Here is a 20,009-nt window from a genome sequence, read left to right as displayed (position 1 = left end):
AGGAGAGTCCTATGAAACGAAACACATACATCGATTTCCTAGCTTATTACGGAATAGGAAGTGCTCATCCTGGTGGTTTTACGTTAACAAAACAATTGTTAGCACAACTGCCTTTTAAATATGGAGCGAATGTCCTTGAGATAGGTTGCGGTACGGGGAAAACAGCGGCATATATGACAAGGGAATTTGGTTATAAAGTAACAACTGTTGAAAAGAATGAAATTATGATTCAAAAGGCAAAAGATAGATGGTTGTTTGAAGGGTTAGATATACAATTAATTGAAGGAAGTGTAGAGCAATTACCTTGTTTGAATAACTCATTTGAGTTCGTACTTGGAGAATCAATCATCGCTTTTACAGAGAAAGAAAGGGTTATCTCGGAGTGTTACCGTGTATTACAGCAGGACGGTAAGCTTGTTGTCATTGAAATGATTATTGATAGGCACATTGATAAGGATGAGGAAGAAAAAATCGCCCAATTATATGGCATGAAAGAACTATTAACTGAGAATGAGTGGGTACAATTATTTCAGAAAGCAAATTTTAAAAGAATTACAATTGCTGGCGGTGGCACGATTGCAGAAACGATCTCTGGTTATGTAGAAGAGCCAGAGTGGAATGTATCCTCACATATTCCGAATGAGTTATATGAGGCGTGGGTACAGCATGAAAATGTACGGCTTATGTACCAACACATTTTAGGGCATCGTATTTTTATATGTGAAAAATAAAGAGAAAGAGTTGGCTAAAGGTAGTCAACTCTTTACTATGTTAAATGAAAAATAATGCAGCTAATGTAATTCCGAAGATGAAACCAAATCCGAGTTCAACACCCCAGCCACAACCGCCGCCACCCCAGCCGCCGCCACCACAACTACCGCAACCACGGCCACCACATCCGCAACTGCTGAATCCACCACCGCATCCAAATCCGCAACTATCACATCTGCTAAGGCCGCCGCAAAGGTCACAACCACCGTTTGCATAAGCATCATAGTATCCGAATCCTGAATCAAAAGATGAGCGCTGTTGCACCGGTTCGATCCATACAGAGTTTTTTGTCAAATCGATTATTTTACCTAAATGTATACGGCCATCACGGTCTTCAATCCGAACAACCTTTCCGAAATAACGTCGGCATGTATCATAACATTTTTGTCTATGCATGTTCTTTCCTCCTTCCGCATTACAGTAATACGATATGTAAGGGGGACAAGTGCGGCTTGTACGAATGTCCTATCTATCATAATTGTTATAGGAAAGGGGAAATATAAGAAGAGGATATATAAGGAGGAAAAGGCATGAAATCTACAGATCAGTTTCAGACATACGAAGTACCGTGGGAAGAATTTATTGAAGCGTTGCGAGAGGAAATGAAGAAGCAAGTAGGGGCAGATATTATTGATACAGTAGTTTGCAATTTAGAAGATGGTTTTGAAGTGTATACATATGTGCAGGGGGATTTAGATTTTGAATATAAAGAAGGGCTTGAGAGAAAATACGGAAGTGATGCGAAGATACCTAATGTGTTAACGATAATGTTATTAGCTAGTATTTATAATACAAGTGAAGCGAATATACGCTTGCATGCGGACAATAAAGAAAATCCGATTGTTGAAGTGTATGTAAAGCAATGAAACACGCTGTGAAAAGCGTGTTTTTTATTTATATGATAAAATGTTAGAAAATTGAGAAAGAAGGTGAAGGATTGGGAATTAAACATCTTAATTTAACAGTTACAGATGTAACAGCATCTAGAGCGTTTTTAGAGAGGTATTTTGGTTTGATTTGTAGTGGAACAAGGAGGAATGCCTTTGCAGTTATGCGTGATAATGATGGATTTATACTAACTTTAATGAAAGGAAAAGAAGTTCAGTATCCAAAAACATTTCATGTAGGATTTCCACAAGAAAATGAAGAACAAGTAGATAAGATAAATCAAAGATTGAAGGAAGATGGATTTTTGGTGGAGCCTCCTAAGCATGTCCATGCGTATACGTTTTACGTTGAAGCACCTGGTGGATTTACAATAGAAGTGATGTGTTAAGTCAAAAATCAAACTTTTTGTTATGTGTTTTTAAAATAAAAAGTAGGAAAAGTCTGTTTTAAGCGTGGAGCTTAAACAGGCTTTTTTACTTATATAATTGGATAGAGAGTGCTAGAAGGAATATTACCAAGTGTATGATCTGTTTACATAATAAAGTTATGGTGGGTTAGTTGTCCTAAAATACAAGTCATATATCTTGTTTCCTCTCATAAATTTAAACATAGGAATTTGTCTACAAAGGTGGCGAAGCCTCATCATGAAAATTCGAATTTGTGCCACGTTCATGTTGTTTCTATTTATATGTTTACCTTTATCAGCTTTTGCAAAAGGAGAGGAGGCAAAGGAAAGGGTCGTTTCACTTGTATATGACGATTCGGGCAGCATGAGAAATAACGATCGCTGGAAATATGCCAATTATGCTTTGCAAAGTTTAGTTGCGCTATTAGATGAAAAAGATAAATTTTCTTACGTTCCAATGAGTAAGCCGAATGATCCATTAAACATTTCGTTAACGAAGGATAAAAGGCAAACAGAAATTGAGGGAATTGGAGCGTGGAAAACGTATTTAAATACTCCATTTAGCGCGGTAGAAACGGCGATGCAATCTATAAAAAAGGAAGCAGATATAGATGGAAAACGTGAATTTTGGCTTATTGTATTAACTGACGGGGCATTTAATGATTTAGAGAAAGATAAGGTTGGCGGAAAAGAACAAATTTTGCAGAAATTAGCCCAGTTTAAGAAAGAAATGGATGCAAAAAAGATATCGTTACACCCAGTCTTAATTACGATGGAAGAAGATTTAGGACAACAAGAAAAAGAACAATTAAACACGTTCAAAGAAATATGGAAGAAAGAGATAAATGGTGTTACTATGCCGTCAAGCGGAGAAGATGGCATTGTAAAAAGTGTAAATCAAGTGGCAGCATTAGTTGCAAATCGTGATCCATTCTCCTCTGTTGAATCGATTGTAAAAACGAAAGTAGTGGGGAAAAGAGTAGAGATTACAACACCGTTTCCATTAAAGCGTATGACGCTTGTACGACAATCGCCTTCTCTGCCCGATTATCAGGTCACACAAATTTCTAAACCATTACAATTACAATCTTCTTTTTCCATACATGCACCAGGAGAAGCAAAATTGTTCGGAAATATAGTTCATATAAGTACGGAAAATCAGGAAGTTATTAAACCAGGAACTTATACGATAGAAGTGGACCAGGACATTGAGAAAGAAGGACTACAAGTACTAGTTGAACCAGCGCTTAATTATACGGTTTCTACTTATGACAAAGATGATAGTAGTCAAAAAAATGTAGAGGAAATGTACGAAGGTGTTACTGCTGTTATTGAAGCAAAGCCTACGGAGTTGCCAGTTCAGTCTTCTTACTTTCAGGCAGAAGTAGAAATAGACGGAAAACAATATCCGATGAAGTGGGACGATAAGAGGCATGTGTTTTATTACGAAACTAAGCTTGGTAAAGGGTTAGTACGCGGGAAAGTTCATATGAATATAAAGGGGTTTTATAGACAGACGAAAGAATTTAAAATTGAAACAGCTGAGAAACCAAAATTATCACTTCAAACTGTTACAAAAGATTATGAAGAAAAAGTGACAAATTTAGAGAATAGTAAACCATTTGTTTTGCAGCCACAGTTAGATGGTAAGCCGATGACAGAAGAAGCTGTAAAAAAACTATTAAAATCTACTGGTGTCACATCTAAACAATCAATCAATTATGAAATAAAGCAACATGGAAATCAGATCTATGTTTATCCTCGTCCCTATTACTCCGACACATTTAATTTTACAGATACCGGCACCGTAGAAGCTACCATCGTAATGCAGGATTCAAAATTACAAGAAGTAAAGAAGAACATAACATTCCATATTCAAGATGCTCCGTTGTATGAAAAATATGCGCTTATTTTTAAGTTTGTCATTCCTATCACTTTATTACTGCTAGTAGTAGGAATCATTGTTTTAGGATGGATTGTTCGGCCAAGATTTCACCGGAAAGCACTACTGTATTATGAATGGGATCAAGAGGTAGCGAAAGATTGGCTATATCAATCTGAGCCAGAATTACTTCGAAATAAATGGTGGAACCATTATTTTGGTATCCCATTTAGAGCAGAAAGAAAAACTGTGCAATCCGTTACATTTATAGCGAAGAAAGGTTCGAAATCTGTCTTTGTAGCGAAAGAATCACAAGTAGTTGGAATGATTATTGATGGGATGTTTATAACAAAAGATGAAGTAGGAATGGAACATAAGACACTATATCCAAATGAACTTTTACTAATTGATAGAGGATATGGTAAGGAGATTTACAAGTACGAATGTGAATAGTAGGTATGGATAAGAAGGGGATGGAGTATTGATTCTCTTTCCCTTTTTTCAAACAAGCAAGAATAGGAAGGTGGTTCACATGACATTACAAGTTCCAACAATATTAATTGGTTTAGGTGGAATCGGTAGTACTGTGACGCATCAAATATATGAAAAACTGCCTGAAGAGCGCCGAAAAAAGGTAGCAATGCACGTATTTGATACAGATGTGAATACATTAAGTAAATTTGATCATATTCGAAAGTTTAAGACACAAACAAGTTCTAGTAAAACGCCTAGGGAGTATATTGCGGGAGATCCAACGATCCCAGAGTGGTTTCCGATGGATCCGACTATACTTGATAAGCCATTAACAGAAGGAGCAGGACAGTTACGCGTCATTTCACGTTTAGCGTTACGTGCTGCGATGAAAGAAGATAAATTGACGTCTTTTTGGCAAGAAATCGAGAAAATTTTTCCGGTTACAAGTGATCAAACGGAATATGGTGTGCGTGTCATTATAGTAACATCACTAGCAGGCGGAACAGGTTCAGGGATGTTTCTGCAAATTGCATTATATTTACGTGAAATGCTTCGGAAGAAATTGCAGCATCATAACATTTTAATACGCGGTGCGTTTTTAATGCCGGATGTTTTAGTAAAGACGAGAACGGTTAGTGCGAAAGAATTTGAAACGGTGCAAGCAAATGGCTATGCATCGTTAAAAGAATTACATGCTATTACGCTCGGTTCTACTGGAGAATTATCAAAACGCGGTGGTGTAACAATTGAATTAGAGTATCGCCCTGATCAAGTAGATGAAGACGGAAGAACGAATCATACAATTAAACAACATCATTTACCGTACAATTATTGTTTCTTATACGATTACGAAAATCTACATGGACACCATTTACACAATTTATCAGACTATATGGAACAGATGGCAAATACAATTTATTTACAGTTATTTAGCCCGATGTCTACAAGTCATTTTGCACAAGAAGACAATCAAATTCAGCAATTAGCAGAATCAAGTGGAAAAGGACGATATTGCGGGGCAGGAACGGCAAAACTCATTTATCCATATGAGCATGTGTTAAAATATTGTGCTTTAAAATGGGCGGTGCAAGGTTTAGATGAATCGTGGCTGCATTTAGATCAACTGTTTCAAGAGAAGAAGCAAAGATACGACCAAGATGTAAAACGTGGGATGCAGCGTGAAAAGCCGGAGAGAGGTAAAAGTTATTTAGAGGACTTGGAGCATCTTGCTACCCGTCCAGAGCAAGCTCATATTTTCTATAGACAAATGTACAATGAAACACGTGAAGGAGCAGAGGGTGGTAAGCTCGGAGTTGCGAAATCAAAACTGTTTTTAGAAGCTGTAGAAAGTTATGTACAACGAACGGTGCAAAAAGATGAGGAATTAAATCGTCTGCAACATGAGTGTAAAATTTCAGCTGCGAAACTGAAAATGATGGAACAAATGAAAGGTGAAGTAGCAAGAGTGGATCACGCGGTTCGTTTATATGCGTATGCGATTCCGAGCCGTGTACATGAACATGTAACGACACTTTTATATGACATGATTGAATCAGACCGCTTTTCACCAAGTGGTTCTGAAGGGCAGTCCTATCAATTAAATACATGGTTTTTAAAGAAAACAGATCCAGTTCACCCAGTAGCAGCACGTTTTATGTTATATGAAATTCGAAAGCAGTTAGTAGAAAAAATGAATCGACTACATGAAAATAATGAACAAAAGCGTAATGTAATTCAAAACTACGATAAAAAATTTAATGTGGGTAATATCGATGGAACGGTAACGGCTGTACGCCGAGTAGAAATTGCTCAACAACAAGGCTGGTTCGGAAAAATGATTAATAATCAGCAACGTTCATTCAAAAGAGAATTTGAAGACATCGTAACGCAATATGTACACAAATTAAATGAATATCGAAAAGAAATGCTATTAGAACTTGTGTATCAATCGCTATATCAGGCAGTTAATAAAATGATTCAATATTGGGAAAGATTTTTTGATAATTTACATGAAACACGTGAAAATTTATTGTTTGAAATCCAAAAGCGCAGTAAGGAATTTGAAGGGAAAACAAACCCGACGAATGTTTATGTATTAGCAGAGGAACAGCTGCAAGAAAAGATATGGCAAGATATGCAGCAACATTTAAATTTAGGTGTACTACCGAAAGATATATCAGCGGAAATTTATATGAGTTTGTATGGGGAATATTGTCGTGATGCGAAAACAGAAGAGATTCAGTCGAAAAAGGTAGAGGATTTCTATCGCGAACATATACTGAGCTATTGTTATGACGAACTGCAAGTACGCTATCGTGATAAATTAGAATTGAATATTATTGAAGCGTTGCGAAAAGAAGCAGATTATAAGAAACGTGATCGCGATGAATACGTGCGTGAAAAAATTGAAGACCTGTTCCATTTAGCAAGTCCATTCATTCCGAAAGTTGCTCATCATAGGGAATTACAATATTGGGGTATACATCCTTCTTTAAAGAAAGAGCTACAAGAGGAATTGATTCAAGAAATGTTTAAAGAAAAAGATACAGTACACGAAGCCTTTTCGCCATTTGAAGTGATCTGTTATCGAGCACATTATGGCTTATCGCTGCAAGATTTTCCTAAATTATCATCAGGACATATTTCAAACGGATTTATGAATGATAAAGGGGACTATTTCCAATCGTATTATCGCCGTGTAAACAAATTAAATAGTAAAAAATCTAGTTTAACGCCGCATTTAGATAAGTATTGGCACTTACCAGCCTTTATGCCAGATTTGAATGTGACTCAAACAAAATTAGATTATGATAAATGTAATCGTGCATTACTATACGCATATATGTATCGCTGGATTAGTTTAGTTGCTGTTGATGGACAGTTTGTGTATCAATATAACGGTGTGGGACGTAGCTTTTTAATTCAGTCGATGGGAAAAAATATTTCAAGCGAAAGTTATAAATTACACAGAGCATTGCTTCATAATCCGTTTATTTATGAAAACATCTTGTCACGATTTGAAGAAGAGCAAGAAAAGGCGATGATACAAGGTGGACATTTATATACACATCCGTTCGTATTAGGAGCCCAAGATGTAAGATGGCTTAGAAAAGAACATGTCCACAATCTTTTAGACATGATTTTAATGTATGACCGTGAAGCGAAGTATGATCCGACGTTAGAAGAAACATCAGATGAATTATTAAGACTATTCCTTGATGAAATCGAGTTGTATTTCCAGAACTATTACGGTACAGGTGCTGATATGGTTGCAAAGAAAGAGAAAGAAATGTTTATTAAACAATTGTGGGATCGCTCGCATGCGAAAGGATATGTAGATCCAAATAGCGCTCCGTATAAAAAATGGCAAAATTTATTAAGTATTCAAGATGAAGAAGAAACGCCAAAAACGAATGTATAGTGAATGAAAAGGGAATCCTTAAAAGTGGCAATACAACTTTAGAAAAGAGGGATTCTGATGCCGTTTTTAGGAAGTGTATATCAAATATTTGGGTTATATCCGGAACTTTATTATGGGATGATTTCAGCAGAGTTGCAAGAGGAAGCTCAGAAGGAGCATCTTGAAAATAGTAGTGCAGAAGCTGAAGTGGAAGAATAAAAAAAGTGCAGATGAAAATCTGCACTTTTTTGTTAGTATTAAAATGGTGAAATAACCTCAAATCAATTATTATTTTTGAATAATAATTAATTTGAGGTTATTATGATTTTCATTACATTGTATGTAATGAAAATCAATGTAATAAAATGAATATGAATATTAAGGTGGAAAACAACAATGTTTTTTAAGAAAATAATTATGTATAAAAATAACATTTGATACATAATCAACCGATTATTTTTGAGTGATTTATTATTGACAATATAATTAATTGTATGATAAATTCAATCAGCATTCTTAATGGTTTTTTGGTATGATTAATATTTTGAAAATTCAATATGGTATAAGAGATTGAATTTTCTGTTTTTTATGAGGTGGGTTACTAAGTCTATAGGGGAAGTGAACTATGTATATTTTTATTTTTAAAATAGAACAGTAATAAAGAATGTAACAAGTAAGAGATAAACTTGAAAAAGAGGTTTCAAAGAATGAGTCTTTTCATAAAGAAAGCAATGGATGAAGAAAAGAAAAAAGTATTGAATCAAACTTTAGGAGCGATTGATTTAACTCTTTTAGGTATTGGAGCAATTATTGGTACAGGTATTTTCGTATTAACTGGTATTGTAGCAGCGAAACATGCTGGTCCGGCGATTGTATTATCTTTTGTATTAGCGGCAATTATATGTGCATGTGTAGCTTTCTGTTATGCTGAATTTGCATCTACAGTTCCAGTTTCGGGAAGTGTATATTCATATACATATATGACACTAGGTGAGATTTTTGCATTTATAGTTGGCTGGTGTGTTATGCTGGAGTATTTATTAGCGACTTCTGCGGTTGCAGCAGGCTGGTCAGCATATTTTCAGTCACTGCTACTAGGTTTTAATATTCACATTCCTACGGTTTTTGCTTCGGCACCAGGAATGGGGAAGGGTGGAATCATTGATTTACCAGCAGTTCTTATTATTTTAGTTGTTACATTTTTATTAAGCCGTGGTGCAAAAGAAAGTGCACGAATTAATAATATAATGGTTATTATTAAACTGGCTGTTATTGTAGGATTTATTGTTATAGGGACACAATATGTAAGACCAGAGAATTGGCAACCATTTCTACCGTTTGGTTTTCACGGTGTGGTAGGGGGCGCTGCTACTGTATTTTTTGCTTTTTTAGGATTTGATGCAGTTGCAACAGCCGCAGAGGAAGTGAAGCGTCCACAACGTAACGTGCCAATTGGGCTACTTGTTTCCTTGTTCATTTGTACCGTTCTATATGTAGGTGTTTCATTCGTGCTAACTGGAATGGTTCCGTTTACGGAATTAAATGTTGCTGATCCGGTTGCATATGCGTTGCGCACTGTAGGAGAAGATAGAATTGCTGGGTTGTTATCGGTGGGAGCGATAGCAGGGCTAACAACAGTTCTGTTAGTAGCTATGTTTGCATTTGTTCGTGTATCTTATTCGATGAGTCGAGATGGACTGTTACCAAAAAGACTTTCAAGTGTCCATAAACGTTTACAAACTCCATTTTTTAATACGTGGGTTACAGGTATACTAGCAGCTTTATTAGCGGGATTAGTGGATTTGAATTTATTAGCTAATTTAGTGAATATGGGAACGATAACAGCATTTGTGTTTGTATCTATAGCTGTCATTGTATTAAGAAAGACACATCCTGATATGAAGAGGCCATTCCGTGCCCCTCTAGTACCTTTTTTACCTATCGTTTCAATAGTAAGTTGTATATATTTGGCTTTGAACCTTTCTAAGCTTACTTTAATTAGTTTTGTGGCATGGATTATAATAGGCGTTTTCATATATTTTGTATATGCTAAAAAACATAGTAATGTTAGAAATGGAAATAGAGTATAGTCCATTGAAATAATACTTGTAATGGAAATGAAAACACGCTACTTATTCATATAAGAACAAGTAGCGTGTTTTTTCTATTTAATAATCCCATTTTCTAAAATTTTAATAGTTGGTGCCACTTTCACATTAGCTTTTGAAAAGGCACTTGGCCAATCATCTTCAACTTGTTTCCATTCTTCATATTGAAACGCTCTCGCATAATCACCAAATCCGAATGGATCAAGTTGCTGTTTTTGAATTTTGTGGATTAAATCGTTTAAATCATTGTTTAGTTGTTTTGTAATAAGAGAAGTTAATTTTTTTCTATCATTATCTATATCCATGTTGAATGTAAGTTCAGATACGGCAATTTTTAAATCCATTTTAATATTAAATTTGAAGCGGTTATCGCTATAGTCTGTACCGATATCATGATTCATACTAAGAACATTTATTGTTATAAAATCGTCGCCTTTTGTATCTTTTAGATGGCTATTACTTTCAACTAAATTAGAGGGGATTTTCATTGTAAGTGAAACGGGTATATTAGCTTTCTTTTGCACCATAAGAAGAAGGGCACTTTCGTAACGATTTAAAGACATCTTATAAGTTCCACGAGAGGTTAATAGTGCCGAACCGGTAACAATAATATCTTTCTTCCCTTTTTTTATTTCTGAAATAGCAGGAGTTACGCCTTTATTAAAAGTTTGTCTATGAAATTCATGGAATGTCGTAAACACGGTCCGATTGTATAGTTTGTTCGTATTAATTAAATCTGTTAAATATTCAGGAAGAGCAGGCTTATCTTTGAAATTATTATATATAACAGAAGAAATGGGTCCATCTACTGCAACCATGCGCATATTCCCTGTATTTTTAGGGTCGCGATACCAAACATCCAGATAAGGCATAGCTCCTTCTTGTTTTAAAAAATTCGTGCTAAACAATATAAGCTGTAACTTTTCTGTGGACACTAAACCGCTGCTTGAACTGTTAAACGTATCTTTTGCTTCTCGGGGTGTATGTACTTTCGCTTCATGAATTTCGTACTTTTTCTCTACATCTTCATTGAAAATAGGATTTACGTGATACACAATTAATTTTCCTTTTGCTTTTGCGTCAAAACCGTAAATTAATGAGATGGATTGTTTTTCTAAATCAAGCCGATCTTCACAACCTGCTAAAAAAATTATGAGAAAACAAAATATAATAAAATGAATAAAGCGTCTCATTTAAACTTTTCTCCTTTTCCAATGCTGATAAAGTGTCATGTATAAGAGAAATACAACTGGGAATAGAAAAACGATAAAATAACTAGCGGTTCCCCAAAATTCCCGCAACGCACTTATCTGATAAGAAGAAGGGATATAAAATAATAAGATGAAAATACACCCGAATAATAAAAAATAAATAGGTAATGAACTGCCTTTTTTGTTAAGTAATTGATTAATGCCATCTGAAGCAGTAAAAATATAAGGAATACAGGAATCAAAAATAATAAAGAGATAAAATGACAAAAAGATAATTTCAAACCGCTCAAGAAATGAGAAGTGAAACGGTGTAACAAGAGAAAGAGTCGGCCATAAAAACTTTGTTATACCATCTGGACTAAAATAAATAAAAGAAACGAACGTGATTTGAAGATAAATAAATAACGTAATCAAATTTGCAATAACAATTCCTTTTTTTGCAGATGCTTTGTTAGTTAAATAAGGATAAAGGACAAACGCAAACTCGAATCCGAGAAACGCAATGATAGTTGATTTTACGGTGTTTATAATTGGTAGCCATCCTTCCTTGATAAGAGGAAGAAGATATATAAAATGCCCATCTTTAAGAGGAATAAATAATAATAATGGCATCCAAAGTGTAAAGATGACAGTGAAAACAGCAAAACGACTAATAATAAGTGCTCCTTTACATGCAAGCATAAGCATTGGAATAGATAGCAAAATCATAATTAAAGACATAGGAGATCTAGGTAAAATCCAAATATGAATAACGTATAAGAGGGAAAAAATTAAGGAAACAGCTGCGAGTACAGCATATAAAATCCAAAAAATCATTACTACTCTTCCTAGCCATTTTCCAAGATAGCGTATCAGCACATCAAGTAAAGTATATCCTGGATGTTTTTCCATGATTTTTACAATACATAGACTGACTAAAGTAGTAATGACACATCCGATAATAATAGACATCCAGCCATCTGTATTCGCTCCTTGTGCAACTTCACGCGGAAGTGTAAGTACGCCGAATCCGACTTGAACACCACTAATAGTTAAAATGTATTGAAATAAAGTGATCTCCCTCTTTGCACGTTTTGTCACTAATTCTCCTCCTTTTCTTCAACATCTCTTTGCCGGTTATCTTGTTTTAATTGTAGAGATAGTGGCCGTTTCTTCATAATTTTCCATGGGAAACGTATAAGGGTATCTTTTAAATCCGAAGCATATGACGGAGAAAAAGGACTACCATATGGTACACCAAGTGATTCCATAGAAAGAATATGGATGATAATGATTGCCATTCCAACCATAATTCCAATGACGCCAAATAAAGAGGCGGCTATCATCATTGGGAATCGAAGAAGCCGAATTCCTGCTGACATTTCTAAGTTAGGAATAATGAAGGAGGCAACCGCAGTAATTGATACGACGATAACCATAACGTTACTCACAATCCCAGCTTGAACCGCAGCTTGTCCAATTACAATTCCTCCTACGACGCCGATTGTTTGTCCAACAGGACCAGGAAGCCGAATCGCTGCTTCTCGGAGCATTTCGAGAACTAATTCCATTAATAAAGCTTCTAATATGGGAGGAAAAGGAATTTTGGCTCGAGATTCTCCAATCGTTAACAACAATTTGAGCGGAATCACTTCATAATGGAAGGAAATCATAGCAATATAAAGAGCAGGAGCAAATATTGCAATAAATAGCCCAGTGAAACGAAGGAGTCGTATAAAAGATGGAATCATAGGTCTGAAGCTGTAATCATCTATCGTCTGAAAGAAGGATGAAAAGGTCATAGGTCCTATTAATACGCCTGGTGAGCGATCTACAACAACGGCAATTCGCCCATTCAAAATATGATGTGCTGTTGTGTCAGGACGTTCAGTGATAGACAATTGTGGGAAGAGAGTATAGGAATTATCTTCAACAAATCCTTCTAATTCACCGGTAGTAAGAATAGCATCTACTTTGATTGATTCAATGCGGCATGCCATATCTTGTACAACATCTTCGTTTGCAACATCTGCAAGATAAAGTAAAAAAACTTTAGAGGTTGCTCGTTCGCCAACAGTGAATTCCTTCACTTTTAATTCGCGATTTGGAATATAGCGACGAATAAGTGCGATACTATCACTTGCCACTTCATTAAATCCTTCGTGTGAGCTTTTTATGGAAGTCTCTGTTGTAGGTTCTTCAATACTCCTTTTTGGCGCCGCTTGCGTATCTAGTTCTAAAGCTGATAATTGCCCGTTTATAAATAAAATACTTTTGCCGTGTAAGAGAGATTGCTCAATGTCTATCCACTTCTGAACTTTTTTAATATTCCCTATAGAAACAGAAGATTCCCAAAAATCATCTTCATTCCATTCTTTAAATAAGAGAGGACGAAGAATATCTACATTAATAACAGTTTTATCTACAAGTCCTTCCATATATATAAGAGCAGCTTCTTTTCCGTTTTTTAACGGGAAAGTGCGTGTAATTAATTCTGGAATACCACTAAATAATTTGGATAAGTGTTTAAGATTAAGCGGCATGGAGGAAGAAATTTCTTTATTTAATACAGTTTCAGATTGCTCATGTGTAGAGAAAGATTTTTCGCCCCTTATCCATTTTCGAAAAGATCCCATATATTCACCTTATTCCTCGTTGAACTTTATATGGGTTATTATGGATAGTTACATACAGACATATGCGCAGTTTAAAATTTATATTGTATATTTGTACATTTAACGCTATAATTATAGTGTTAAAGATGGAATCGTGATATGACCTGTTATGAATCTATCGTTTTATTTATGAATAAATGGATTGGTATTTTAGCAAGATGTGCTAATAAACTACTCCACCATGATGATAGCGTGCCCAAAATGTGGTGCGTATATTTTCGTGGTGGAGTTTTTTTATTCTCAAAAAGGGGGAAAGACCATGAATGACAACATGGTTCATATTACAATTGACGGAAAAAAGTATACAGCGGAGCCTGGTTCAACGATATTGGGTGTTATTAATGAGAACGGGATTGAACATCCGCAAATTTGTTACGTGCCGGAAGTAGATCCTATTCAAACATGTGACACTTGTATTGTAGAAGTTGACGGAAAGTTAATGCGTTCTTGTTCGACGATAGCAACGGAAGGTATGAACGTTGAGCGTGCTTCTGTTCGCGCAAAAGAAGCACAAACAGAGGCGATGGATCGGTTACTAGAAAATCATTTATTATACTGTACAGTATGTGACAACAACAATGGGAACTGTAAACTGCATAATACAGCAGAATTAATGGAAATTGAACATCAAAAATATCCTTATGAACCGAAAGTAGATGTAAGTGAAGTTGATATGACGCATCCGTTTTATCGCTATGACCCTAATCAATGTATTGCATGCGGTCAATGCGTTGAGGTGTGTCAAAACTTACAAGTAAATGAAACGTTATCGATAGACTGGGAAGCGGAACGTCCACGAGTTATTTGGGATGAAGGAGTAAATATTAATGATTCTTCATGCGTTAGCTGTGGTCAATGTGTAACGATTTGCCCTTGTAACGCTTTAATGGAGAAAACGATGCTCGGTGAAGCTGGATTTATGACGGGATTAAATACGGCTTCATATATACCAAGGGTTTTAGAGCCCTTGGTGACACTTTGGTAACTTTTTTGCTAAATCGTCTTCTATAAAGGCGAGTGCTTCTGCTTGTTTTGACGGATATAAGTGACTATAAGTATTCAGAGTTGTTGCTACATCAGAATGACCTAGTCGTTGTGCTACTACAAGTGGACTTACACCTTTATTAATTAAATAAGATGCATGTGAATGTCTAAATTCATGAAGTAAAATTTTTTTTACTCTAGCAGTAGCCACATATTTCTTGTATCGTTCATCTAGCGTGGAGGTAGCAATACTATTATAAAACTCACCGAAAACAACATAATTATTTTTTACTGGTGCTGTTAATGTAGCATGTTCTCTTAATTTCTTCAATAAATTAATGATAAGTGTAGGCAATAAGATGATTCTATTTGATGATTTTGTCTTTGGTTTGGTAACTTGACGATTGTATTCAGTTTTATTGATGTTAATCGTTTTTCCTACAAAATCAACATCCGCCCATGTTAAAGCTAATAATTCACCTTTCCTAGCGCCGCTATAATAAAGTGTCGAAAAAAATGCATTGTAAAGTAGATCATCTACAGTATCGATGAACCTTTGAAATTCATCGAATTCCCAATAACTCATTCGTTTGTTTGATTCTAATTCAAAGTTTCCTGCAATACGTGCTGGATTGCTAGTCAATCCATAAAATTTTATCGCAAAATTGAATATAGCGGATAGTATAGTATGAATTTGCTTTAGAGTATCAGCGGAGTAGTTATTTAAGAGTTTATTTTGATAGTTCATTACATGTTTTGCGGTAATGGTATCAATTTTCATTTTACCAAATTCTTTTAGTAAATGATTATAAATTGCATTTTTTATGGCGTTAATCGAAGACTGTTTCCTCCTTTGGCAATACCAATCAAAATAACTATCCGCAACTTGAGCAAACGTCAAGCTAGAGTTCGTCTCTTTTTCAACTAACATTTTCGCTTCGGCTTCGCGTGCTTCCTTTTTAGTTTTAAACCCACGACGTTTTACTTGTTTTTGCGTGCCATCAAACTGACGGACTCTGACAACGAAGAAATAGGTTCCTCGTTCTTTATCTTTGTAAATTACCATCGGGAATCCCTCCTGCATATGTAAAGATTGATAATTCTATTTATTATGTGAATTATAACATTGTGTACGATAAAAAAGAAAGACGCTCAATATAAATAGAACGTCTTTCGTCGACTTGAATTATCTTCATTTGCATAACATCATGCCTGATATCACAAACTTTATAGCTGTCATGATACTATAATTCAACTATATCCAATGATACTTGAGCAAGTTTTTTCAGGAGTTTAAGAATGGCTGGGTACATATTGTTGGGAATTGGCTGGTTTTTACATGAATTTGTGTCAAATATAATGAAAATGAATCATTATTCAGTAAGTTATATTGAGAAATAGATGAAACCTTAAAATAGAATGTAATTTCATGCTAAAATTGGTTTCGTATACAGTACTTAGGTTTCTGTCGGATTAATAGACAGAATAATCTTAAAAATAAAATAAAGCATAAAAACTCGCAGAGCGTGTGTAAGAGGTGATTCTGACAAAACCACTTATACCGTTCATCCTACTACCTTAGGACAAACACTTGCATCATACGAGTTCCTCCTTAGTTTAACAGATATTCATCATTCGTAGTGCAGTTTAGAGGTTGAGAAAATAGGATGGTGGATTTTTTATGTTTTAGGGAGAAGTGAAGGGGGAATAGGAACGATTATGGAAAAAATTATGAATGAATTATTGACAAAAATTGAATCAGCTGGATTTTCGCGAAGGCAATTTGCTATAAGGCTTGAAGTGAGTCGAGAAACATTTCGTAGAGGCATAAATTGTGAAAGTGAAATGGATGTAGAAATGTTTTTTAAAGCGACGAATTTTTTATATGATAACCCGGAGAAAAAACGAGAGATTACAAAGAAATATTTCCTTGCTTGTACGTTACCATCTCACTTAGAAATTGGGTTGATATATTTTCAGGTACAAGCGGACTACAACTCCATGAATAAATTAATTGAAAAACATAGGGAGAATTCAAATTTATCAATATTTTTTACAATTTATAAGTTATTTAATAAGCGTAATAATAATGAATTGAGAGGACAAGCGCTGTATGAGGAAATTAGAAGCACACGTTTTTCTGCAAATCCACATGTGCAAGTAATGGTCAATATTTTATATATGCTGGCTTTAGCAGATAAACCGAATAATAATGCGAGTATTCAATATGTTGATGAAGTTGAAGCCAATCTTAAGCTAATTAAAAACGGGCGAATAAAAGATTATCTTCGCATATTTGCAGATGAGCGTATTGCATTTATGCATTTGTGGAGAATTGAGTTGGAAGAGTGTAGAAAAATAGCTTATAAAATTATAAATTCAGACATAGACGTACCAATGATTCGAATAACTGGGATTTCATGTTTGGCAGAAAGTTTTCAAATAGAGGATCCAATAAAAGCCGAGGCACTTTTAGTACAATCAGGAGAAATGTTAAAGGAAATTAAAGTATCTCAGCAATCTCAAAAATATTTAGCAGTACAAACGACTTTAGCACACGTACGAATATACAATAATATAAATGTTGATAAGATTGATGTATCTACACTTCACCCAACAGAGCGAGCTACATTTGAATATCACTTTGGTGATCGAGAACTTGCAATTTCCATCTTTGAAAAGTTAAAAGAAGCTGGGCATACTCCTTTTTCGCGTATTGCATATTCGATGTGCATTAATGATATGGAGGGTATTAAGCGGGCACTATTGGATTTTGAATTAATGGGGTTGAGTTTTTATGGGCGAATGTATAAAATGATTCTTAATAGGGAAGGGGTTGTGCTGATATGAAAATGAAGATAGTGGCAGTATTAACGGTTTTGGGGATTATAGGTCTGTGGGGAGGGAATATAAGTAGTTTTGAACATGAAGCAATTCAGCAGAAACAAACAGAAATCAAATATATGTTTAACGATCCGGGAACTAGTTGAATAGAAATTTAAAAAAAGTCACTACTTAGTAGTGACTTTTCGTGCTTTTATAGGTGACCCATTTCAAAGGGGGATATTCTAAAAATGAGTCATCTATAAATTAACAATTTCTGAAGGAGAGATTTTTTTATGACTCCAAATATGAGTAGAATGGAATTAGGAGGATGCGAGATGAAAAAAGAACAATTAGCAAAAGAATTAATGGTAAATTGGTTTTTAGAAAATAAAAGAACAGATGTAGAGGAGGTGTTACAAGCTATGATTTTAGGTACATATAAAGAGAAAATAGAAATCAAAAAAGCTGACGATTAAGTTAGCTTTTTTGGTAGAAAATTATCTCTTATTTTTGAGTTTTAGTAAATTGCACATACATCAAAGCTTGTTTCCACGCATTTTCTTGCTCATTTTCTGGTAAATCGGATACCAATTCAGCAAAACGTGATGCCATTTCAGTTGTTTTTTTATCTTCAACCTCAGTTAAACGTGAATCTTGTGATCTTCCTAACAAGTAATCTGTAGTTACGCAATATAAATCAGCAATTGCATTTAGTAAATTCATGTTTGGTTCAATTCTATTCGTTTCTAAGTGGGAATAGGTAGGTCTAGATATGTCTAATAAGGCAGCTATTTCTCCTTGCGTGCGTTTGCCTCTTAATTGTTTTAATTTGGTTCCTAAGGTCACTGGAATAATCCCCTTTCATAATCGGAATGTCCTACTGCTTATTATAGATAAAATAATTATCAATTTAAACCCCTTCAAGAAAAAAATGTTCAAAAATTTATAAAAAACAATTGATGTTCAGAAATTTATCGTATATACTTGGTGTACCAACAACATCCAATATAATTGAGAAGGTGATGAAATGAGTATTATAGTGAAAAATGAAAGGCTTAAGCATAAAATGACACGAAAACAATTGGCTGAAAAACTAGATATATCAGCGGCGTATATAAGAAAAATCGAAGATGGGTATATGCCAAGGCCTTATATTATGGCTAGATATCAAACGGTGTTTAACAGGAGCGCTAGAGAGCTTTTTCCTGATTATTTTGCGGTGTTTAATGATAACAAATTTATCGTATGATAATTAAGTAGTTAGCTTATAAATAAAAAATCTCTTTTAACAGGAGCGATACCATGCACAAAAAACTATACATCGCCAGAAAAGAGCAACGCATGACGCAAGTGGCAGCGGCACATTTAATTCGCATTTCACCGAGGGCGTATTTTGCTAAGGAACACTGTAAAAGTGATTTCACCCTAAAAGAAGCTCAAAGACTAGCAAAATACTTTAAAACAACGGTGGACGAGCTGTTTGCCCCGGAAAATAGTGAGGCAACACCACTTACTATCTTGCCATATGAAGTGGAGTATCATGAGCCGGAAGTAAGTGAGAAAGGGCAGGTGAATACCTTAATCGCGAAATATGGAAATAACAATTTATCGGTAAGGGAAGGGGGTGTAACACTTAGTGTATGGCTCAACAGTAATGACTACTCATTAGATAAAATCCCACAATTGTTTAAGGCGTTTGCTACATGTCTGGAAGAGTTTCATGCAAAAAGTTAACTGAATTGGAACGTTTGTTGTAAAAAGGTGTAGTAGGCATAGGCAATGCTGTTACATCTTGAAAAGAAAAAGGAGAGAGTGTGTAGTATGAACCAAGCAGTTCTAAAAAAAGACCTACAAAAGAAACAAATACTAGATGAATTCTTACAACACTGCGAACAAAAACAAGTAGAAGCACTACAAAAGAATGATCCCTATCAGTTTTGCATCTGGATCAAAGAAGCCCGGTTAGCCCGAAGGGAGTTGGTAGCACTGTATCGTGCGAAAGAGAAACATGATGAGGAACGTGCGCGTATTCAAGGAATTGTTCACCGCTTGAGAAATATAGGCGTGAATGCCGATGTTGTGGAGAGGGTGCATTATATTACGCTTTCAGAGGAGGTTAGCTGAATGCTAGAAAACCCAAACACCATAGGCAACTTACACGATTCCCCTAGACAAGACTTTGAACACTATTGTAGCGATTGTGATGGTGAATTGTATTTCGGTATGACGTATTACGAATTTGAAGGGAGTCTCATTTGTGAGGAATGTAATGAGAAGTTTCTAGAGCGACATGGCACGCGTTTTGTCGCAGGGGAATAAAAAAGAACTCACGGGAATGAGTTCTCAATAAAAATTTAAGGTAAAGCCAGTATAACACAGAGGGTGAGTGAAAGAAACATGCAGGC

At 35.3% G+C, this 20,009-nt stretch carries 18 protein-coding genes and 2 pseudogenes; 14 read left to right on the top strand and 6 right to left on the bottom strand.

The genetic code is table 11. The annotated features are described in order from the left end of the window. Positions 1-11: 11 nt before the first annotated feature. Complete coding sequence (locus tag ATL10_RS19510) at positions 12-731, top strand: class I SAM-dependent methyltransferase (protein ID WP_090977402.1); 720 nt, start codon at positions 12-14, stop codon at positions 729-731. 40 nt (positions 732-771) lie between these two features. On the opposite strand, the gene ATL10_RS19505 is transcribed toward ATL10_RS19510, so the two are convergent. Then, entirely contained in the window at positions 772-1,167 is a 396-nt protein-coding gene (locus ATL10_RS19505; protein ID WP_097924266.1) for a hypothetical protein, read from the bottom strand. 134 nt (positions 1,168-1,301) lie between these two features. Here ATL10_RS19505 and ATL10_RS19500 point away from each other — a divergent pair, with 134 nt between their 5' ends. The 6 genes from ATL10_RS19500 (at position 1,302) to ATL10_RS19475 (ending at position 9,911) form a co-directional block, all read left to right on the top strand. Beyond that, positions 1,302-1,637 carry a hypothetical protein gene (locus tag ATL10_RS19500; protein WP_000842905.1) on the top strand — a complete coding sequence of 112 codons (336 nt, stop codon included), beginning with the start codon at positions 1,302-1,304 and terminating at the stop codon, positions 1,635-1,637. Between the two features lie 71 nt (positions 1,638-1,708). Beyond that, entirely contained in the window at positions 1,709-2,047 is a 339-nt protein-coding gene (locus ATL10_RS19495; RefSeq protein ID WP_110497355.1) for a VOC family protein, read from the top strand. A 256-nt stretch (positions 2,048-2,303) separates the two neighbouring features. Continuing rightward, positions 2,304-4,400: a vWA domain-containing protein gene (locus ATL10_RS19490; RefSeq protein WP_000702065.1), complete on the top strand. Its 2,097-nt coding sequence runs from the start codon at positions 2,304-2,306 to the stop codon at positions 4,398-4,400. 79 nt (positions 4,401-4,479) lie between these two features. Further along, a complete protein-coding gene (locus ATL10_RS19485) occupies positions 4,480-7,842 on the top strand; it encodes a tubulin-like doman-containing protein (protein WP_090977408.1) in 3,363 nt (1,120 codons plus the stop codon). Positions 7,843-7,899: 57 nt separating this feature from the next. Next, the gene (locus ATL10_RS19480; protein WP_001116193.1) at positions 7,900-8,040 is read left to right on the top strand and encodes a hypothetical protein; all 141 of its coding nucleotides are present in this window, start codon (positions 7,900-7,902) and stop codon (positions 8,038-8,040) included. A gap of 488 nt (positions 8,041-8,528) precedes the next feature. Next, on the top strand, positions 8,529-9,911 hold the full coding sequence (locus ATL10_RS19475) for an APC family permease (RefSeq protein ID WP_110497353.1): 1,383 nt from the start codon (positions 8,529-8,531) through the stop codon (positions 9,909-9,911). A 74-nt stretch (positions 9,912-9,985) separates the two neighbouring features. Here ATL10_RS19475 and ATL10_RS19470 read toward each other — a convergent pair whose 3' ends face one another. The 3 genes from ATL10_RS19470 to ATL10_RS19460 are packed head-to-tail and all read right to left on the bottom strand — an operon-like array spanning position 9,986 to position 13,755. Beyond that, positions 9,986-11,122 (bottom strand): Ger(x)C family spore germination protein, encoded by a 1,137-nt coding sequence (locus ATL10_RS19470; RefSeq protein WP_097924263.1) that lies wholly within the window; start codon positions 11,120-11,122, stop codon positions 9,986-9,988. Then, positions 11,123-12,220: an endospore germination permease gene (locus ATL10_RS19465; protein WP_097924261.1), complete on the bottom strand. Its 1,098-nt coding sequence runs from the start codon at positions 12,218-12,220 to the stop codon at positions 11,123-11,125. Beyond that, the gene (locus ATL10_RS19460) at positions 12,220-13,755 is read right to left on the bottom strand and encodes a spore germination protein (RefSeq protein ID WP_090977412.1); all 1,536 of its coding nucleotides are present in this window, start codon (positions 13,753-13,755) and stop codon (positions 12,220-12,222) included. Before ATL10_RS19460 ends, ATL10_RS19465 begins: the two co-directional genes overlap by 1 nt. 298 nt (positions 13,756-14,053) lie before the next feature. On the opposite strand from ATL10_RS19460, the pseudogene ATL10_RS19450 reads away from it, so the two are divergent. Next, positions 14,054-14,773: pseudogene (locus ATL10_RS19450) on the top strand (2Fe-2S iron-sulfur cluster-binding protein); the annotation flags it as partial. On the opposite strand, the gene ATL10_RS19445 reads toward ATL10_RS19450, so the two are convergent. After that, positions 14,753-15,844: a site-specific integrase gene (locus ATL10_RS19445; protein WP_110497349.1), complete on the bottom strand. Its 1,092-nt coding sequence runs from the start codon at positions 15,842-15,844 to the stop codon at positions 14,753-14,755. The pseudogene ATL10_RS19450 and the gene ATL10_RS19445 overlap by 21 nt on opposite strands. Before the next feature lie 653 nt (positions 15,845-16,497). Between ATL10_RS19445 and ATL10_RS19440 the strand changes: the two genes are divergently transcribed. The 3 genes from ATL10_RS19440 to ATL10_RS19435 all read left to right on the top strand — a co-directional run bounded on the left by ATL10_RS19440 (position 16,498) and on the right by ATL10_RS19435 (position 18,080). Beyond that, positions 16,498-17,628, top strand: coding sequence for an AimR family lysis-lysogeny pheromone receptor (locus ATL10_RS19440; RefSeq protein WP_110497347.1), 1,131 nt, complete (start codon positions 16,498-16,500; stop codon positions 17,626-17,628). Then, positions 17,625-17,768: a hypothetical protein gene (locus ATL10_RS31330; protein ID WP_181419333.1), complete on the top strand. Its 144-nt coding sequence runs from the start codon at positions 17,625-17,627 to the stop codon at positions 17,766-17,768. The genes ATL10_RS19440 and ATL10_RS31330 overlap by 4 nt, the downstream gene beginning before the upstream one ends. 129 nt (positions 17,769-17,897) lie before the next feature. After that, a complete protein-coding gene (locus ATL10_RS19435) occupies positions 17,898-18,080 on the top strand; it encodes a hypothetical protein (protein ID WP_110497345.1) in 183 nt (60 codons plus the stop codon). 28 nt (positions 18,081-18,108) lie between these two features. Here ATL10_RS19435 and ATL10_RS19430 read toward each other — a convergent pair whose 3' ends face one another. Beyond that, the gene (locus tag ATL10_RS19430) at positions 18,109-18,450 is read right to left on the bottom strand and encodes a helix-turn-helix domain-containing protein (RefSeq protein ID WP_098424828.1); all 342 of its coding nucleotides are present in this window, start codon (positions 18,448-18,450) and stop codon (positions 18,109-18,111) included. A gap of 181 nt (positions 18,451-18,631) precedes the next feature. Here ATL10_RS19430 and ATL10_RS19425 point away from each other — a divergent pair, with 181 nt between their 5' ends. The 3 genes and pseudogenes from ATL10_RS19425 to ATL10_RS19415 all read left to right on the top strand — a co-directional run bounded on the left by ATL10_RS19425 (position 18,632) and on the right by ATL10_RS19415 (position 19,728). After that, complete coding sequence (locus ATL10_RS19425; protein ID WP_110497343.1) at positions 18,632-18,853, top strand: helix-turn-helix domain-containing protein; 222 nt, start codon at positions 18,632-18,634, stop codon at positions 18,851-18,853. A 53-nt stretch (positions 18,854-18,906) separates the two neighbouring features. Beyond that, positions 18,907-19,086, top strand: a pseudogene (locus tag ATL10_RS19420) (helix-turn-helix transcriptional regulator); the annotation flags it as partial. Between the two features lie 339 nt (positions 19,087-19,425). Further along, on the top strand, positions 19,426-19,728 hold the full coding sequence (locus tag ATL10_RS19415; protein WP_110496912.1) for a hypothetical protein: 303 nt from the start codon (positions 19,426-19,428) through the stop codon (positions 19,726-19,728). Positions 19,729-20,009 lie beyond the last annotated feature (281 nt).

Origin of the sequence: Bacillus sp. 196mf (genome assembly GCF_003217275.1) — a bacterium.
Taxonomy (GTDB): domain Bacteria; phylum Bacillota; class Bacilli; order Bacillales; family Bacillaceae_G; genus Bacillus_A; species Bacillus_A thuringiensis_S.
Note: the sequence above shows the minus strand (reverse complement) of the source record. Positions and strands in the feature narration are given on the sequence as shown.

Excerpts from the sequence above, each read along its gene's own strand:
- ATL10_RS19500 (WP_000842905.1), top strand. The coding sequence starts at position 1,302 with ATGAAATCTACAGATCAGTTTCAGACATACGAAGTACCGTGGGAAGAA.
- ATL10_RS19475 (WP_110497353.1), top strand. The coding sequence starts at position 8,529 with ATGAGTCTTTTCATAAAGAAAGCAATGGATGAAGAAAAGAAAAAAGTA.
- ATL10_RS19470 (WP_097924263.1), bottom strand. The coding sequence starts at position 11,122 with ATGAGACGCTTTATTCATTTTATTATATTTTGTTTTCTCATAATTTTT.
- ATL10_RS19440 (WP_110497347.1), top strand. The coding sequence starts at position 16,498 with ATGGAAAAAATTATGAATGAATTATTGACAAAAATTGAATCAGCTGGA.
- ATL10_RS19505 (WP_097924266.1), bottom strand. The coding sequence starts at position 1,167 with ATGCATAGACAAAAATGTTATGATACATGCCGACGTTATTTCGGAAAG.
- ATL10_RS19415 (WP_110496912.1), top strand. The coding sequence starts at position 19,426 with ATGAACCAAGCAGTTCTAAAAAAAGACCTACAAAAGAAACAAATACTA.
- ATL10_RS19510 (WP_090977402.1), top strand. The coding sequence starts at position 12 with ATGAAACGAAACACATACATCGATTTCCTAGCTTATTACGGAATAGGA.
- ATL10_RS19490 (WP_000702065.1), top strand. The coding sequence starts at position 2,304 with ATGAAAATTCGAATTTGTGCCACGTTCATGTTGTTTCTATTTATATGT.
- ATL10_RS19435 (WP_110497345.1), top strand. The coding sequence starts at position 17,898 with ATGACTCCAAATATGAGTAGAATGGAATTAGGAGGATGCGAGATGAAA.
- ATL10_RS19485 (WP_090977408.1), top strand. The coding sequence starts at position 4,480 with ATGACATTACAAGTTCCAACAATATTAATTGGTTTAGGTGGAATCGGT.
- ATL10_RS19460 (WP_090977412.1), bottom strand. The coding sequence starts at position 13,755 with ATGGGATCTTTTCGAAAATGGATAAGGGGCGAAAAATCTTTCTCTACA.
- ATL10_RS19425 (WP_110497343.1), top strand. The coding sequence starts at position 18,632 with ATGAGTATTATAGTGAAAAATGAAAGGCTTAAGCATAAAATGACACGA.
- ATL10_RS31330 (WP_181419333.1), top strand. The coding sequence starts at position 17,625 with ATGAAAATGAAGATAGTGGCAGTATTAACGGTTTTGGGGATTATAGGT.
- ATL10_RS19445 (WP_110497349.1), bottom strand. The coding sequence starts at position 15,844 with ATGGTAATTTACAAAGATAAAGAACGAGGAACCTATTTCTTCGTTGTC.
- ATL10_RS19480 (WP_001116193.1), top strand. The coding sequence starts at position 7,900 with ATGCCGTTTTTAGGAAGTGTATATCAAATATTTGGGTTATATCCGGAA.